This is a genomic window from Saccharothrix sp. DSM 118769 (assembly GCF_052936295.1).
Window position 1 is genome coordinate 138,511 of sequence record NZ_CP193627.1, and the last position, 15,312, is coordinate 153,822.

Genomic DNA, 15,312 nt, shown 5'->3' on the forward strand with positions numbered 1-15,312 from the left:
GCATCCTGCCGCACGTCGCCGACAATCCGGATCGGGCGCCGGCGGTCCGGGTACTACCCTGCTCCGTGTGATTGACCTCAAGGCTCTGCGCGAGAACCCGGAAGCCGTCCGCGCGTCGCAACGCGCGCGTGGCGAGGACGAGGCCGTGGTCGACGCGCTGCTCTCCGCCGACGAGCGCCGCCGGGCCGCCGTGGCCCGCGCCGACGCGCTGCGCGGCGAGCAGAAGTCGTTCGGCAAGCAGGTCGGCCGTGCCCGCGGCGAGGAGCGCGACGCGCTGCTCGCGCGGGGCAAGGAGCTGTCCGCCGAGGTCAAGGCCGCCGAGGCCGAGCAGTCCGCCGCCGAGGCCGAGCTGGCCGAGCTGCACCGCGCCCTCCCGAACGTCGTCCACCCGGACGCGCCCGAGGGCGGCGAGGACGACTACGTGGTGCTCAAGCAGGTCGGCACGCCGCGCGAGTTCGACTTCGAGCCCAAGGACCACCTGGACCTGGGCACGCGGCTGGGCGCGATCGACATGGAGCGCGGCGCGAAGGTCGCGGGCTCGCGGTTCTACTTCCTCACCGGCATCGGCGCGCAGCTCGAACTGGCGCTGTTGAACATGGCCGTCGCCCAGGCCACCGCGGCCGGCTTCAGCCTGATGATCACCCCGACCCTGGTCCGCCCGGAGATCATGGCCGGCACCGGGTTCCTCGGCGCGCACGCGAGCGAGGTCTACCGGCTCGAAGCCGACGACCTGTACCTGGTCGGCACGTCGGAGGTGCCGCTCGCGGGCTACCACGCCGACGAGATCCTCGACGGCGAGAAGCGGTACGCGGGCTGGTCGTCGTGCTACCGCCGCGAGGCCGGCTCGTACGGCAAGGACACCCGCGGCATCATCCGCGTGCACCAGTTCAACAAGGTCGAGATGTTCTCCTACGTCAAGCCGGAGGACGCCGAGGCCGAGCACGCCAGGCTGCTGGCCTGGGAGGAGGAGATGCTCGCCAAGATCGAGGTGCCCTACCGGGTGATCGACACGGCGGCGGGCGACCTCGGCAGCAGCGCGGCCCGCAAGTTCGACTGCGAGGCGTGGGTGCCGAGCCAGCGGGCGTACCGGGAGCTGACCTCGACGTCGAACTGCACCACGTTCCAGGCCCGCCGGCTCAACGTGCGCTACCGCGACGAGAACGGCAAGCCGCAGATCGCCGCCACGCTCAACGGCACCCTCGCCACCACCCGCTGGATCGTGGCGATCCTGGAGAACCACCAGCAGGCCGACGGCTCGGTCGTCGTCCCGCAGGCGCTGCGGCCGTTCCTCGGCGGCCTGGACGTGCTCAAGCCGGTCTGACCCCGGTGCCCGGGACCTGCCGGACCCCGGGGTCCGGCAGGTCTGGGCCCGGCCGGTCTAGGTCCAGCTCGACTCGACGCGGTCGGCCACGTGCCGGCCGATCTCCAGCGCCGACGTCGCGGCGGGTGACGGCGCGTTCAGCACGTGCACCTGCCGCGGCGCGGTGTCGACCAGGAAGTCGTCCACCAGCGAGCCGTCGGCGCGCATCGCCTGCGCCCGCACGCCCGCGCCCGCGCGCACCAGGTCGTCCTCGCCGACCGCGGGCACCAGGCGGGCCAGGCTCGCCGCGAACCGCCGCCGCGACAGCGACCGCAGCACCTCCTCGGCCCCGGTCCGGGCGAACCGCCGCGCCAGCCGCCACGTGCCGGGGAACCGGGCCACGTCCAGCACGTCGCCGACCGAGACGTCCCGCCACCGGTAGCCCTCGCGGCGCAGGGCGAGCACCGCGTTCGGCCCGGCGTGCACGCTGCCGTCGAGCATCCGGGTCAGGTGCACGCCCAGGAACGGCAGCGCCGGGTCCGGCACCGGGTAGATCAGCCCGCGCACCAGGTGCCGCCGCTCGGGGCGCAGCTCGTAGTACTCGCCCCGGAACGGCACGATCGCCGCCGACGGCGCCACGCCCGCCAGCCGCGCCACCCGGTCGGCGTGCAGGCCCGCGCAGTTCACCAGCGCGTCCGCCCGCACCACGCCCGACCCGGTGGCCACCTCGACGCCGCCGCCGGACAGCGCCCGCCGGATGCCGAGCGCGGGCGTGCCCAGCCGCAGGTCGTGGCCGTCCAGCTCGCGCACCAGCGCGTCGCACACGGCCGGGAAGTCGATGATGCCGGTGCTCTCCACCCGCAGCGCGGCCACCGCCGCCACCTCGGGCTCGTGCTCGCGCGCCTCGGCCGCCGACACCCGCCGCGCGGGCACGCCGTTCTCCCGCGCGCGGGCCTCCAGCGCCTCCAGCCGCGGCACCTCGTCCGGCGAGGTGGCGACGACGAGCTTGCCGCACACCTCCACCGGCACGCCGTTCTCCCGCGCGTAGGCGACGACGGAGGCGTTGCCGGCCACCGACATCCGCGCCTTCAACGACCCCGGCTTGTAGTACAGCCCGGCGTGCACGACGTTGCTGTTGTGCCCGGTCTGGTGCGCCGCCCACCGCGGCTCCTTCTCCAGCACCACCACGTCGTGCCCGCGCCTCGCCAGGTCCCGCGCGGTCGCCAGCCCGACGATCCCGCCACCGATCACCACGACTCGTCGCACGGCGGAGACGCTAGCCGCTCACCAGTTCCGGGAGGACGTCGGCCGCCACCCGCTCCAGCACCGACTCGCTGCCCGCGTACACGCCCTCCGAGCGCGGCCAGTGCACGGCCAGGTCGGTGAACCCCAGCTCGCGCGCCCGGCCCACCACGTCCCGGAAGTGCTCGACGCTGGTCAGCGAGTACACCGGGCACGAGTCGGCGTTGAGGTGGAAGTCGACGGACTCCTTCGCCCTCCCGATCCCGTCGAGCACCTCGCGGAACCGCTCGGTGATGCCCGCCACGCCGCGCCACCACGCGTCCTCGTCCTCGGTCTCCGGCCCGGTGGTCACCCAGCCGGTGCCGTACCGCGCGGCGACGCCCATCGCCTTCGGCCCGTTCGCCGCCACCACGAACGGCAGCCGGGGCCGCTGCACGCACCCCGGGTAGCCGCGGGCGTCGCGGATCTCGTAGTACTCGCCGCTGAACGTCGTCCGGTCCTGCGAGAGCAGCAGGTCCAGCGCGGCCACGAACTCCTCGAACCGGCGCTGCCTGCTGCGCGGCGGCTCGTTGCCCATGACCTGCGTGTCGTACCCCGCGCCACCAGCGCCGACGCCGAGCGTGAAGCGGCCGTCGGACTGGTCGTCGAGGGCGAGCAGGTCCCGGGCGAACGGCACCGGGTGGCGGAAGTTCGGCGACGCGACGTACGTGCCGAGCCGAATCCGGGAGGTCGCCGCGGCGGCGGCGGCGAGCGTCGGCACGGCGCCGAACCACGGCCCGTCGACGAGCGACCGCCACCCCATGTGGTCGTAGGTCCAGGCGTGGTGGAAGCCGTACTCCTCGGCGGCCTTCCACCTGTGCTCGGCCATCCACCAGCGGTGTTCGGGGAGGATCACAATCCCTGTGCGCACGCGGCGACGGTATCCGACGGGCACGATGGGGGGCGTGCAGAGACCATCCCTTGTGGCATCCGACGTCGACGGCACCCTGCTCACCCCCCTCGGCCGGGTCAGCCCGCGCACCGCGGCCACGGTCGGCCGGGTGCTCGCGGCGGGCGTCCCGTTCGTCCTGTCCACCGGCCGCCCGCCCCGCTGGGTGCCGGACGTCGCCGACGCGGCCGGCCTCACCGGGTACGCCGTGTGCTCGAACGGCGCCGTGGTCCACGACATCGGCGCGGACCGCGTCGTCTCGTCGACGCTGCTCACGCCCGTGCAGCTCACCGACCTGGCGTCGGTGCTCGACGAGGCCCTGCCGGGCTGCTCGATGGCCTCCGAGCGGCTGGGGGAGAGCGCCCGCGGCCCGGCGGGGCCCGAGTTCATCGCCGACGAGCACTACCTGCACCCGTGGGACGAGGGCGCGCAGCCGCTGCCCGGCCACCAGCGCGCCCAGCTGCTCGGCAAGCCCGCGGTGAAGCTGCTGGTCCGGCACGCGGGCATGACCTCGGACGAGATGGCGCGCGCCGTCGGCCCGCTGGTCGGGGAGGCGTTCTCGATGACCTGGTCGACCACCGAGGGCCTGCTGGAGTTCGCCGCGCCCGGCGTGACGAAGGCCACCGGCCTGGCCGCCGTCGCCGAACTGCTCGGCGTCGACCCGGGCGGCGTGCTGGCGTTCGGCGACATGCCCAACGACGTGCCCATGCTCACCTGGGCCGGGCACGGGGTGGCGATGGCCAACGCGCACGCCGACGCCCTGGCCGCCGCCGACGAGGTCACCGCGGCCAACTCCGAGGACGGGGTGGCGCTCGTCCTGGAGCGCTGGTTCTAGGCTGGCGGACACCGACGCGACCTACCCCAGGAGAGATTCCTCGTGCGCGCACTAGTGACCGGCGGCGCCGGTTTCATCGGCTCCACCCTGGTCGACCGGCTGTTGAGGGACGGGCACGAGGTGCACGTCGTCGACGACCTGAGCCGCGGCAAGCGGACCGAGCCCGCCGACCCGGCCGCGGCCGACCGCTACTCGTTCTCGCGGGTCGACATCACCTCGCCGGAGCTGGCCGAGGTCGTGGCCGCCGCCGCGCCCGAGGTCGTCTTCCACCTGGCCGCGCAGATCGACGTGCGCGTCTCGGTGGCCGACCCGCTGCTCGACGCCACCAAGAACGTCCTGGGCACGGTGAACCTGGCCGAGGCCGCCCGCCTCGCCGGCGTCCGCAAGGTCGTGTTCGCCTCCTCCGGCGGCTCCATCTACGGCACGCCCGACGTGCTGCCGGTGGCCGAGTCCGTGCCGATCAACCCGAAGTCGCCGTACGCGGCGTCCAAGGTGTCCGGCGAGGTGTACCTGAACACCTACCGGCAGCTGTACGGCGTGGAGTGCACGCACCTGGCGCTGGCCAACGTGTACGGCCCCCGGCAGGACCCGCACGGCGAGGCGGGCGTGGTGGCGATCTTCGCGTCCGCGCTGCTCGCGGGCCGCCCGACGAAGGTGTTCGGCGACGGCGGCAACACCCGCGACTACGTGTTCGTGGAGGACGTCGTGTCGGCGTTCGTCGCGGCCTCCGGCGAGGCGGGCGGCGGCAAGCGCTACAACATCGGCACCGCCCACCAGGTGTCCGACCGAGAGCTGCACACCCTGGTCGCGCAGGCGGCGGGCGTGGCCGACGAGCCCGAGTTCGCCCCGGCCCGCCTCGGCGACCTGCGGGCCTCGGCGATCGACGCGTCGCTGGCGCGGGCCGAGCTGGGCTGGAAGCCCGAGGTGGACATCGCCACCGGCGTGCGGCTGACCGTGGACTACTTCCGGTCGCTCTGACCCCGGTACGGCGAACGGCCGGTCACCCCCGAGCGGGGTGACCGGCCGTTCCGCGCCGGAGGGGCGGCTCAGGCCGCCGGCTTCTCGGCGTCCTCGATCTCGGGCGCCTCGGCGTTGCGCAGGGCGATGGCCCGCGCCAGCCGGGCGTAGCGCAGCTCCAGCTCCTTGAAGCGCAGGTAGGTGTTGATCGTGGCGAAGCCGAACGCCACGATCAGCGCGTAGAGCAGCAGGTCGGTGCCGCGGCCGACGCCGACGAGCTCGGCGAGCCTCGACACCGCCGCGGGCTGGACGACGGCGACCGCCGCCAGCACCAGGAACAGCACGAAGCCGATCTTCACGCTCGCGGCGGTCTTCGTGGTGCCGTGGTGCTTGAGGAAGAACACCAGCAGCACGACGACCGCGGCGATGAGCAGGAACTGGATCAGCATGTCAGCGCCTGGACCCCGTCTTGAGAGCCGTGTCGAACAGGATGTTCACGCCGTTGATGAGCGACTGGCCCTTGGACATCGAGTACTCGGTGTAGAGGATCTCGACCTGCTCCTCGGAGACGCGCCAGCCCTTCTGGGCGATCATCTCGACGATCTCGGAGGCGTGGCCCATGCCGTTCAGCGTGATGCGGACCTCGTCCGCGACCTTCTTGTTGAACACCCGCAGCCCGTTGTGGGCGTCCGACAGCTTCAGCTTGCGCAGCCGGGGGCTGACGGTCACCACGGTCCGCAGCACGACGCGCTTGAGCAGCGGGATGTGCGAGGCGTCGCCCTTGAACCGGGTGCCGACGATGATGTCGACCGGTTCGGCGCGCAGCCGCTCCAGCATCCGCAGCACGTCCACGACCTGGTGCTGGCCGTCGGCGTCGAACGTCACGAAGTACTCGGCCCCCTCCTGCCGGCGGGCGTACTCGACGCCCGTCTGGAGCGCCGCGCCCTGACCCAGGTTCACCGGGTGCTGCACCAGGTGCGCGCCGGACGCGCGGATCGCGTCGGCTGAGCCGTCCCGGCTACCGTCGTCGACGCACACGATGTTCGGGAACGTCTGGAGCGCGTTGCGCACCACGTCGCCGATCACCTGCGCTTCGTTGTAGACGGGCACGACCAGCCAAACGTCGGACTGGTCCGCCACGGCGGCCTCCCTGGCGAGTGAGTCGGATGGGGGGTTATACCCGAACAGGCTAGCGCGCCGCACCGCGCCGGCCGTCGCCGACCAGCATGGCGGAGAATTCCGCGATGGCCCGGTCCCAGGAGAAACGGGCACGGGTCGTCTCGCGCAGCTTCGCCGCCCGCGTCACCCGGTCGGGGGACGTGAGGGCGTCTTCCAGCGCCCTGGCGAGCGCCCTGGGGTCCTTGGCGGGCACGAGCCACCCGGTGACCCCGTCGTCCACGATCTCGGCCGTGCCGCCGACGTCCGTCGCCACCACGGCGCAGCCGATGGCCGACGCCTCCAGCACGGTGGTGGGCAGGCCCTCGGTCCAGCTCGGGTTCACGAACACCGTCGCCGCCGCCATCTCGCGCAGCGCCGTGTCGTGGTCGACCGCGCCGAGGAACTCCACGTGGTCGCCCAGGCCCGCCGAGGACACCCGCGCGCGCAGGTCGGCGGCGGCCGGGCCGTCACCGCACAGCCGCAGCCGCAGCGGCACGCCCCGGCGGTGCAGCTCGGCGGTCGCGTCCACCAGGTCGGCGACGCCCTTGCCGTTGATGAGCCGGCCGACGAAGCACGCGGTGGCGGGCTCGGCCGACGGGTGGCCGACCAGCTCCTCGGGCAGGTCGATGCCGCGGTGCAGCACGCGGGCGTCCCGCCCGGCCAGCTGCCGGGCGAACACCGCCGCCGCGCCGGACACGGCCACCACCTGCTCGGCCCACCGCAGCACGGGTTGGCTGGTCACCCGGTCGACGACGGCGGCCGCGAACCGGACGAAGCCGTTGCCGCTCTGCACCGGCGTGGAGCCGTGCTCGACGTGCAGCCGGCGCAGCCCCGCCCGCTTCGCGAACAGCGCGGCCCACACGTGCGGCCAGTAGAACCGGGTGTGCGTCATCAGCACGGTGTCCGGGCCGCACAGCGCGCGCAGGCGCCTCGTGAAGCCGGGGTTCGGCACGGGGTAGTGGGAGATGAGCTCGAAGCCGGGCCAGCGCACGACCGTCCAGCGGTCACCGAGCCGCTCCTCGCCGGCCGGGGCCCCGACGGCCGAGGTGAACACCGTGATCCGGAGGTCCGGGTCGGCCTCCAGCAGTCGCCGGTGGAGCTCGTGGGCGTAAGCCTCGACGCCACCCTTGTGCGGTGGGTAGTAGGCGGGCATGTCGACCAGGTGCACGGGACGAACCTAAGCCCTGTCCCGGTGCCGGAGGACGCCGGCCCAGGCGAGCACGGCGGCGACCAGCCACGCGGTGGTCATGCCCAGCGCCACGCCGACGACGCCGAGCCACAGGCCCAGCACCGCGACCAGCGCGACCTCCGAGACGAACTGGACGGTGCGCACCCGCGGCCCCAGCCACGCCCGGCCGCTGGCCTTCGCCGCGACCAGCGCGGTCTGCCCGGTGGCCAGCAGGAACGCGTAGGCGAGCAGCAGCAGCACCACGGGCCGCAGCCCGTCCCACGGCGTGCCCAGCGCGGCCGTCATCAGGTCGGCGGGCGCGACCAGCGCGAGCAGCGCGAACACCGCGCTCACCGCCGCCGCCCCGGCGCTGACCAGCATCGGGGCCCGCACCACCTCGCGCGCCGGGCGGCCCGCCAGGTGCGCCAGCAGCGCGTTGCTGATGCCGATGAACAGCACGGTCAGCGCGGTCACCGGCACCAGCGCCTTGCGCAGCAGGCCCAGGCCGTCGATGCCGGTCACCAGCGCGGTCACGCCGAACGTCGCCCACGTGCCCGCGGTCAGGTACACCGCGTCGATCAGGAACCCGGGCAGCAGGTCCCGCCGGTCGCGCAGCCACGACCGCACCGCGCCGAACGCGAACGGCGAACCGGTCAGCAGCACCGCCGCGACCGCCACCGGCACGCAGCCCAGCGCCCACACCAGGTACGTCGAGGACGCGCCCAGCGCGCCGACCAGCGCCACGCCGCCGACGCCGCCGAGGAACAGCAGCAGCCACGCCGCGTTGAGGCCGAGCGCCTTGACCGCGGCGCCCCGCGCGTAGGCGACGTACCGGGCGTGGTCGAGCAGCCCGGCGAACGGCGAGGCCAGCGCCTGGACGAGCACCAGCGTGCGGGCCGGGCCGTCGAGCGCCAGCCCGACCGCGAGGCAGCCCACGCCGACCAGCAGCCCGAGCGCCAGCGAGGTGGCCGCCGCCCCCTGCCGCGCCCGGTCGTCGCCGACGGTCTTCGACACCAGCAGCGGTTCCGCGGCGAGCGCGCGGCTGAGGTACCACTGGCCGATCTGCACGATCGCGACCAGCGAGAACACGCCGAACTCGGCGTCGGTCGACACCGGCGCGGCGACCATCTGCACGGCGAACGTGATGGCGCTGAACAACAACTGGTCGATCGCCACGGCGGACTGCCGGACGCCGGTCGCGGCCAGGGCGCGCAGGCCGGCGAGCCGCGACGGGGACGCGGACGGCGGGCCGTCCTGCTCACCCTGCTCGCCGGGCCTCGGGCGACGGGTGGGGGGCGTGTCGGCCGCCGTCACGAAAATCCTCTCCGGCGCGGGATCGGGCGGCCCCACTGTACGGCGTCGCCCCGGCCAACCCGTCGTCGGCGAGGGGTGCGGCACAGGTAGTCTGCCGTCGCGGTGGCCCGGGACCCGGCGCCGAAGTACCGCGCGGTCCTGGAGCCGACCTGCTCCGACGCCGAACCGACGGGTTGCTATCGCGATGAGTGCTGCGCTGCTGGTGTTGCTGCTGCTCTGGATCCCCGGCCTGCTGTTCGGCGCGGCCGTCCGCCTGCGGGGGTGGGTCCTCGCCGCGGCGGCGCCCGCGCTGACCTACGGCCTGGTCGCGATCGGCGGTCTGGTGCTCGGCGAACTGGGCATCGCCTGGACGCTGTCGACGTTCGCGGTGTGGGTGCTGATCGCCTCGCTGGCGCTGTTCGCCGTCGCCTGGCTGGTGAACCGCCGGTGGCCGGCGCGCGTCGACGACGACGAACCGCGCGTCTCCACCCGTGGCCACCTCGTCGTGGGCGCGGGTGTCGCCATCGGCCTCGCGGTCGGCGCGGTCACGTTCCTGCGCGGCATCAGCAGCCTCAACCGGCTCGCCCAGGACTGGGACGCCCCGCACCACGGCAACCTGGTGCGCTGGTTCGCCGAGCACCAGACGTCCCTGGTCTCCACCGCGGGCACGATCAACAACCTGCCCGACACCGCGCACTTCTACTACCCGCCGACCTACCACCAGTTCCTGGCGCTGCTGCTCGACCAGTTCGGCATCACCATGCCCCAGGTGCTCAACTCCGGCGCGCTGGCCACGGTGCTGGTGTGGCCGGTCGGCATCGCCGCGATGGGCCTGGCCTGGAAGCTCCCGGCCCGGGTGGTGGCCCCCGCGGCGGCCGTGTCGACCTGGTTCACGCCCTTCCCGTACGACTCGATGTGGCGCGGCCCGCTGTGGCCCTACGTCGCGGGCATCGCCCTGCTGCCCGCCGTGCTGGCCCTGGTCACCTACCTGGTCAAGCCGCGCGGCATCATCGGACCGGTCGCGTTCGCGGTGTCCGTCGCGGCCCTGGTCGGCCTCCAGCCGAGCCTCGTGTTCCTGCTGGCCGGCCTGATGCTGATCATCCTGCTGGCCTGCCTGTTCCGGTTCGTGCCGATCGACTGGAAGCGCGCGTGGCCGACCCTCGCCGCGACCGCCGTGGTGGGGCTCGTGACCGCCGTGCCGCTGCTGCTGCCGTCGATGGCCGCGGCGGCCGGGGTGTCCGAGTCGGTGTGGGCCTCCGAGGCGACCCCCGCCGCCGCCTTCGGCCAGATGCTGACGTTCTCCGGCGTGGTCGCCTTCCCGCAGTGGTGGCTCGGCCTGCCCGCGCTGTTCGGCATGGTCGTCATGCTCAAGCGGCGGGTGATGGTGTGGATGGTCGGCGTCTGGTTCGCGTTCGGCCTGCTCTACGCCGCCACGGTGTCGCTGGAGTCGCCGCTCATCCAGACCCTCACCGGCTACTTCTACAACGACCACTGGCGGCTCGCCGTCATGCTGGCGCTGCCCGGCGCCATCGGGTTCGGCGTGGCCGTGGTCGCCTTCGGCACGTGGGCGGTCGACAAGGTCGGCGCGCGGGTGCCCGCGCTCGGCCGCTCGCCGTGGGCGCCGGTCGCGGCGAGCCTGGCGTTCTTCCTGTTCATCTCGGTCATCAGCGGCGCCTACATCGGCCGCAACAGCACCCGGCTGTCCGTGGCCTACCAGAACGGGGCGACCGTCAGCGACGCCGAGGTGGCCGCCTACCACTGGCTGGGCGAGCGGGTCCAACCGGGCGAGCGGGTGGCGAACGACGTGTTCGACGGGTCCGCCTGGCTCTACGCGGTGGCCGGCGTCGAGCCGATCGTGTGGACGTTCAACGGCGCCCCCCAGGGCACCCCGAACACGTTCCTGGTGAACCACCTCAACGACCTCAACACCGACCCGAGGGTCCGCGAGGACCTGGACGAGCTGAAGATCAGGTACGTCATCGTCGGCAAGGGCTTCGTGCGCGGCAACCTCCGCACCACCCCCGGCCTCGTGGGGCTCGACGGCATCAAGAACTTCACCGAGGTGTTCCGCAACGAGGGCGCGGTGGTCTACGAGATCGCCGGCCAGGAGGACGTGGTGCGGACCGCGACGACGGACGCCGGCCGCTGACGCCGCGGCGGGCGGGCGCGGGCCGGGCATCACGATTCCTGATCGGGTGATAGAAAGAGCGGAGCGCGCCGCGCGGAGGGGTGGCCACGTGCGCGACGACAGTGGCCCGTCCCGCCGTGGGGGTGCGCGGCAGCACGCAATCCGCACGGCCCCACCGGCGCGCCGCGCCGGGTGGGTACCATTCGACCGCTCGGCTCCCGTTCGCGGCGAGCGCCGACCCGACCCACCACGAGAGACGTGACGGACAACCTTGAGAACCCGCGGCCGCCGGAGATCTTCGAACTGATCGACGCGAGCGGCCTAGGACTTGACGGCGACCCCACGCTGCTTGACGACCGCGAGCGGCGTCTCGTCGAGGGCGCGGCCAACTTCCACGCGCTCGCCGAACCCGGCAGGACCTTCCGGTTCACCGTGCTGCGCGGTCCGCGCGGCGCGATGCCCTCACTGACGGACGAGGACGTCCGCAGCATCGAGTGGAGCGACGACCGCGAGGTCGTCGGTTCGCTCGTCGTGCGCAGCAACGTCCACACCACCCGCGAGACGAACGACGCCGACGGCCTCGTCGACCTGGCGATCGACCTGGGCGGCGAGCCGGAGACGGCGTCGGCCTACCACCAGCTGCCCGGCCTGCTCGGCAAGGTCCGGCGCGGCGTGCGGTTCTTCGCCCCGGTGCCGTTCGACGTCCTGCGCCAGGCCCGCACCGACCTCACCGAGCGCCGCTACCGCAAGCGCGACGTGCCGCGGAAGGCGCCGGTCCGCATCACGCGCGGCGCCAGCGCCACCGAGGCGGGCACGGTCCCGGCCATCCTGTTCGGCGTGCACTGGCTGGAGCTGGGCGGCGCGGAGCGGTTCGCGCTGGAGACCATCCAGCTGGCCAAGGACGCCGGCTTCGTGCCGATCGTCGTCACCGACCAGCCGTCCACGCACCCGTGGATCACCCGGCCCGAGCTGGAGGGCGCCGTCGTCGTCCCCCTCACCAGGCCGGTGCAGCCCGAGCACGAGGCGGCGTTCCTCAACGGCGTGCTGACCACGTTCGACGTGCGGGGCATCCACCTGCACCACAGCGCGTGGCTGGCCGGCCGGCTGCCGTGGCTCAAGTCGGTCCGGCCGGACATCCCGGTGATCGACACCCTGCACATCGTCGAGTGGCGGACCGGCGGGTTCGTGGACATCTCGGTGCGGATGACCAACGTCATCGACACCCACCACGTCATCTCGCCGATGCTGCGCGACTACCTGATCGGCAAGCACGGCGTGGACCCGGCGCGGGTCAAGCTGGCCACGCTGGCCAACCTGACCACCGGGGGCATCGCCCAGGCGCCCGCGACCAGGCAGGGCGGGCCGTTCACGGTCGCGTTCGTCGGCCGGTTCACCCAGCAGAAGCGCCCCTACCTGTTCCTCCAGCTCGCCGCGGCCCTCAAGGACTCCGCGCCGGGCGACGTGCGGTTCATCGTCCACGGCGACGGCGAGCTGTCCGGCGAGGTGCACGGGCTCGTCGGCAGGCTCGGCCTGTCGTCGGTGCTGGAGCTGCGGACCTCGGAGCAGCCGGTGTCCCGCACCCTCGCCGACGCCGACGTGCTCGTCGTGTCCTCGGACAACGAGGGCCTCACGCTCACCTCGTTCGAGGCGACCGCCGCCGGCGTCCCCGTCGTGTCCACCGACGTGGGGTCCCAGGCGTCCCTCATCGCGGACGACCTGCTCGTGCCGCGCCACCCCTACCCGTTCATCTCCACCGCGGCCGAGCGCATCCGCACGATGATCGCCTCGCCGGAGCAGCGCAAGGCGTGGCTGGACGAGCAGGCCGCCAAGGCCGCCGCGTTCGCCAAGCTGCCCGACGCCCGGACCTGGGTCCGCGAAACCTACGAAGGATGGCTCCCGTGAGCACCGTTGCCGCCGTTGTGGTGACCTACAACCGCAAGGACAAGCTCCCCACGGTTCTGGACCACGTGCTGGCGCAGACGCAGAAGCCCGACCTGCTGGTGATCGTGGACAACGCGTCCACCGACGGCACGGACGAGGTGCTGAGGCGCTACGAGGGCACCGACGGCGTGGTGCTGCTCCGGCTGGAGGAGAACACCGGCGGCGCGGGCGGTTTCGCCACCGGCATGAACAAGGCGTACGAGCTGGGCGCGGACTTCGTCTGGATCATGGACGACGACTGCTACGCCAACCCGGACGCGCTGGAGGCGCTGCTCACCGGCCTGGCCAAGGCCGAGGAGACGATGGGCATGCAGCTGCCCTTCGCGTGCTCGCTGGTCAAGTGGGTCGACGGCAGCATCTGCGAGATGAACAACCCGGTCACCACCTGGGACTGGGGCCGGCTCATCTCCAAGGGCCAGGAGTCGGTGCTCGTGCAGCACTGCTCGTTCGTCTCGGTGCTGTTCCCGCGCTGGGCGCTCACCAAGCACGGCCTGCCGCTGCGCGAGTACTTCATCTGGTTCGACGACCAAGAGTACACGCTGCGGCTGAGCCGCGCGTCCGGCCCCGGCGTGCAGGTGCTGTCCAGCGTCGTCGTGCACGACCTCGGCGTGAACCGCGGCGTGAACTTCAGCGACGTGAACGCGTCGAACATGTGGAAGTTCGAGTACGGCGCGCGCAACGAGGCGTCGTTCCGGCTGCACCACGAGAACCCGGTGGCGTTCGCGAAGTTCGTGCTGCGCGTGCACCAGGGCCTCAAGCAGGGCCACGTGCCGCTGGGCCTGCGCGCGAAGCTGTTCAAGAAGGTCGTCGAGGGCGTCAAGTTCAACCCGAAGCCCGACATGCCGCGCTCCGTGCTCTGATCGTTTTCGTTGCTGTGCCTGGAAAGGGCCGCGTCGTTCGCCGGCGCGGCCCTTTTCGCGCGCCCAGGGGGCGTCCGCGTCACGGGCGGTCACTGCCGTACGCTTGCTCGGCGTGAGCCTCGCTGGATTTGATCTGATCGTCGTCGGTTCCGGGTTCTACGGCCTGACGATCGCCGAACGCACCGCGTCCCAGTTGGACAAGCGCGTGCTGGTCGTGGAGCGCCGCCACCACATCGGCGGGAACGCCTACTCGGAAGCCGAGCCGGAGACCGGCATCGAGGTGCACCGCTACGGCGCGCACCTGTTCCACACGTCCAACAAGCGCGTGTGGGACTACGTCAACCGGTTCACCGACTTCACCGGGTACCAGCACCGCGTGTTCGCGATGCACGACGGCCAGGCTTACCAGTTCCCGATGGGGCTCGGGCTGATCTCGCAGTTCGTCGGCCGCTACCTCTCGCCCGAGGACGCCCGCGCGTGGGTCGCGGAGCACGCCTCGGAGATCGACTCCAAGGACGCGAAGAACCTGGAGGAGAAGGCGATCTCGCTCATCGGCCGCCCCCTCTACGAGGCGTTCGTGCGCGACTACACCGCCAAGCAGTGGCAGACCGACCCGAAGGAGCTGCCCGCGGCGGTCATCAGCCGCCTGCCGGTGCGCTACACCTTCGACAACCGGTACTTCAACGACACCTACGAGGGCCTGCCCGTCGACGGGTACACCGCGTGGCTGGAGAAGATGGCCGACCACCCGAACATCGAGGTGCGGCTGGACACGGACTTCTTCGACATCCGCGACGAGGTCCCGGCCGGCACGCCGGTCGTCTACACCGGCCCGCTGGACCGCTACTTCGACTACAGCGAGGGCTGGCTGGGCTGGCGCACGCTGGACTTCGAGCAGGAGGTCCTGCCCATCGGCGACTTCCAGGGCACCCCGGTGATGAACTACAACGACGCGGACGTGCCCTACACCCGCATCCACGAGTTCCGGCACTTCCACCCGGAGCGGGACACCTACCCGACGGACAAGACGGTCATCGTGCGCGAGTTCTCCCGGGCCGCGGAGAAGGACGACGAGCCGTACTACCCGATCAACACCGCCGAGGACCGGGCGAAGCTGGAGCGCTACCGCGAGCTGGCCAAGCAGGAGGCCGCGGAGCGCAACGTGCTGTTCGGCGGCCGGCTCGGCACCTACAAGTACCTCGACATGCACATGGCGATCGGGTCGGCGCTCACCGCGTTCGACAACCGGATCGCCCCGCACCTGACCGAGGGCAAGGCGCTGGACGGCTCGCTCGACTGACCGTCCCCACGACGTGCGGAACGCCCGGCCGGAGTCTCCCCCTCCGACCGGGCGTTCGCGTTCACCGGGGTCCCCGTGCCCCGCGGGACCATCGCGGCCCACCGGCCCCCGGTGACCCGGCGCGCGGGGGTTGCGGTCCCCCCGCCGCGCCGGGAGGTGCGGCACCGGCCCCCTGACCCGGCACCGCACGTCCCCCCGCGCG

13 protein-coding genes are annotated in these 15,312 nt (G+C 72.8%); 7 read left to right on the forward strand and 6 right to left on the reverse strand.

Going from position 1 to position 15,312, the window contains the following annotated elements; translation table 11 throughout:
* Nucleotides 1-67 precede the first annotated feature (67 nt).
* On the forward strand, nucleotides 68-1,321 hold the full coding sequence (gene serS, locus ACRAKJ_RS00680) for a serine--tRNA ligase (protein WP_438926250.1): 1,254 nt from the start codon (nucleotides 68-70) through the stop codon (nucleotides 1,319-1,321).
* Nucleotides 1,322-1,378: 57 nt separating this feature from the next.
* On the opposite strand, the gene lhgO is transcribed toward serS, so the two are convergent.
* Together lhgO and ACRAKJ_RS00690 are read right to left on the reverse strand one after the other, a co-directional pair.
* Entirely contained in the window at nucleotides 1,379-2,566 is a 1,188-nt protein-coding gene (gene lhgO / locus ACRAKJ_RS00685; protein WP_438926249.1) for an L-2-hydroxyglutarate oxidase, read from the reverse strand.
* A gap of 10 nt (nucleotides 2,567-2,576) precedes the next feature.
* Complete coding sequence (locus ACRAKJ_RS00690; RefSeq protein ID WP_438926248.1) at nucleotides 2,577-3,452, reverse strand: LLM class flavin-dependent oxidoreductase; 876 nt, start codon at nucleotides 3,450-3,452, stop codon at nucleotides 2,577-2,579.
* Nucleotides 3,453-3,486: 34 nt separating this feature from the next.
* On the opposite strand from ACRAKJ_RS00690, the gene ACRAKJ_RS00695 reads away from it, so the two are divergent.
* Both ACRAKJ_RS00695 and ACRAKJ_RS00700 read left to right on the forward strand, forming a co-directional pair.
* Nucleotides 3,487-4,305 (forward strand): HAD hydrolase family protein, encoded by an 819-nt coding sequence (locus ACRAKJ_RS00695; RefSeq protein WP_438926247.1) that lies wholly within the window; start codon nucleotides 3,487-3,489, stop codon nucleotides 4,303-4,305.
* Between the two features lie 42 nt (nucleotides 4,306-4,347).
* Nucleotides 4,348-5,283 carry an NAD-dependent epimerase/dehydratase family protein gene (locus ACRAKJ_RS00700; RefSeq protein ID WP_447008847.1) on the forward strand — a complete coding sequence of 312 codons (936 nt, stop codon included), beginning with the start codon at nucleotides 4,348-4,350 and terminating at the stop codon, nucleotides 5,281-5,283.
* Between the two features lie 68 nt (nucleotides 5,284-5,351).
* Here ACRAKJ_RS00700 and ACRAKJ_RS00705 read toward each other — a convergent pair whose 3' ends face one another.
* The 4 genes from ACRAKJ_RS00705 to ACRAKJ_RS00720 are packed head-to-tail and all read right to left on the reverse strand — an operon-like array spanning nucleotide 5,352 to nucleotide 8,902.
* Nucleotides 5,352-5,711 carry a DUF2304 family protein gene (locus ACRAKJ_RS00705; RefSeq protein WP_447008848.1) on the reverse strand — a complete coding sequence of 120 codons (360 nt, stop codon included), beginning with the start codon at nucleotides 5,709-5,711 and terminating at the stop codon, nucleotides 5,352-5,354.
* Between the two features lies 1 nt (nucleotide 5,712).
* Nucleotides 5,713-6,402, reverse strand: a complete 690-nt coding sequence (locus ACRAKJ_RS00710) for a glycosyltransferase (protein ID WP_438922469.1) — start codon at nucleotides 6,400-6,402, stop codon at nucleotides 5,713-5,715.
* A 49-nt stretch (nucleotides 6,403-6,451) separates the two neighbouring features.
* The gene (locus ACRAKJ_RS00715; RefSeq protein ID WP_438922468.1) at nucleotides 6,452-7,588 is read right to left on the reverse strand and encodes a glycosyltransferase; all 1,137 of its coding nucleotides are present in this window, start codon (nucleotides 7,586-7,588) and stop codon (nucleotides 6,452-6,454) included.
* Nucleotides 7,589-7,597: 9 nt separating this feature from the next.
* Nucleotides 7,598-8,902 (reverse strand): hypothetical protein, encoded by a 1,305-nt coding sequence (locus ACRAKJ_RS00720; protein WP_438922467.1) that lies wholly within the window; start codon nucleotides 8,900-8,902, stop codon nucleotides 7,598-7,600.
* Between the two features lie 184 nt (nucleotides 8,903-9,086).
* Here ACRAKJ_RS00720 and ACRAKJ_RS00725 point away from each other — a divergent pair, with 184 nt between their 5' ends.
* From ACRAKJ_RS00725 to glf, 4 genes are all read left to right on the forward strand, one after another.
* The gene (locus tag ACRAKJ_RS00725) at nucleotides 9,087-11,030 is read left to right on the forward strand and encodes a DUF6541 family protein (protein ID WP_438922466.1); all 1,944 of its coding nucleotides are present in this window, start codon (nucleotides 9,087-9,089) and stop codon (nucleotides 11,028-11,030) included.
* A gap of 237 nt (nucleotides 11,031-11,267) precedes the next feature.
* Entirely contained in the window at nucleotides 11,268-12,911 is a 1,644-nt protein-coding gene (locus ACRAKJ_RS00730) for a glycosyltransferase (RefSeq protein ID WP_438922465.1), read from the forward strand.
* Complete coding sequence (locus ACRAKJ_RS00735; protein WP_447008849.1) at nucleotides 12,899-13,810, forward strand: glycosyltransferase; 912 nt, start codon at nucleotides 12,899-12,901, stop codon at nucleotides 13,808-13,810. Before ACRAKJ_RS00730 ends, ACRAKJ_RS00735 begins: the two co-directional genes overlap by 13 nt.
* A 112-nt stretch (nucleotides 13,811-13,922) precedes the next feature.
* Nucleotides 13,923-15,110: a UDP-galactopyranose mutase gene (gene glf, locus ACRAKJ_RS00740; protein WP_438922463.1), complete on the forward strand. Its 1,188-nt coding sequence runs from the start codon at nucleotides 13,923-13,925 to the stop codon at nucleotides 15,108-15,110.
* Nucleotides 15,111-15,312: the final 202 nt, after the last annotated feature.

Excerpts from the sequence above, each read along its gene's own strand:
- ACRAKJ_RS00705 (WP_447008848.1), bottom strand. The coding sequence starts at position 5,711 with ATGCTGATCCAGTTCCTGCTCATCGCCGCGGTCGTCGTGCTGCTGGTG.
- ACRAKJ_RS00725 (WP_438922466.1), top strand. The coding sequence starts at position 9,087 with ATGAGTGCTGCGCTGCTGGTGTTGCTGCTGCTCTGGATCCCCGGCCTG.
- ACRAKJ_RS00735 (WP_447008849.1), top strand. The coding sequence starts at position 12,899 with ATGGCTCCCGTGAGCACCGTTGCCGCCGTTGTGGTGACCTACAACCGC.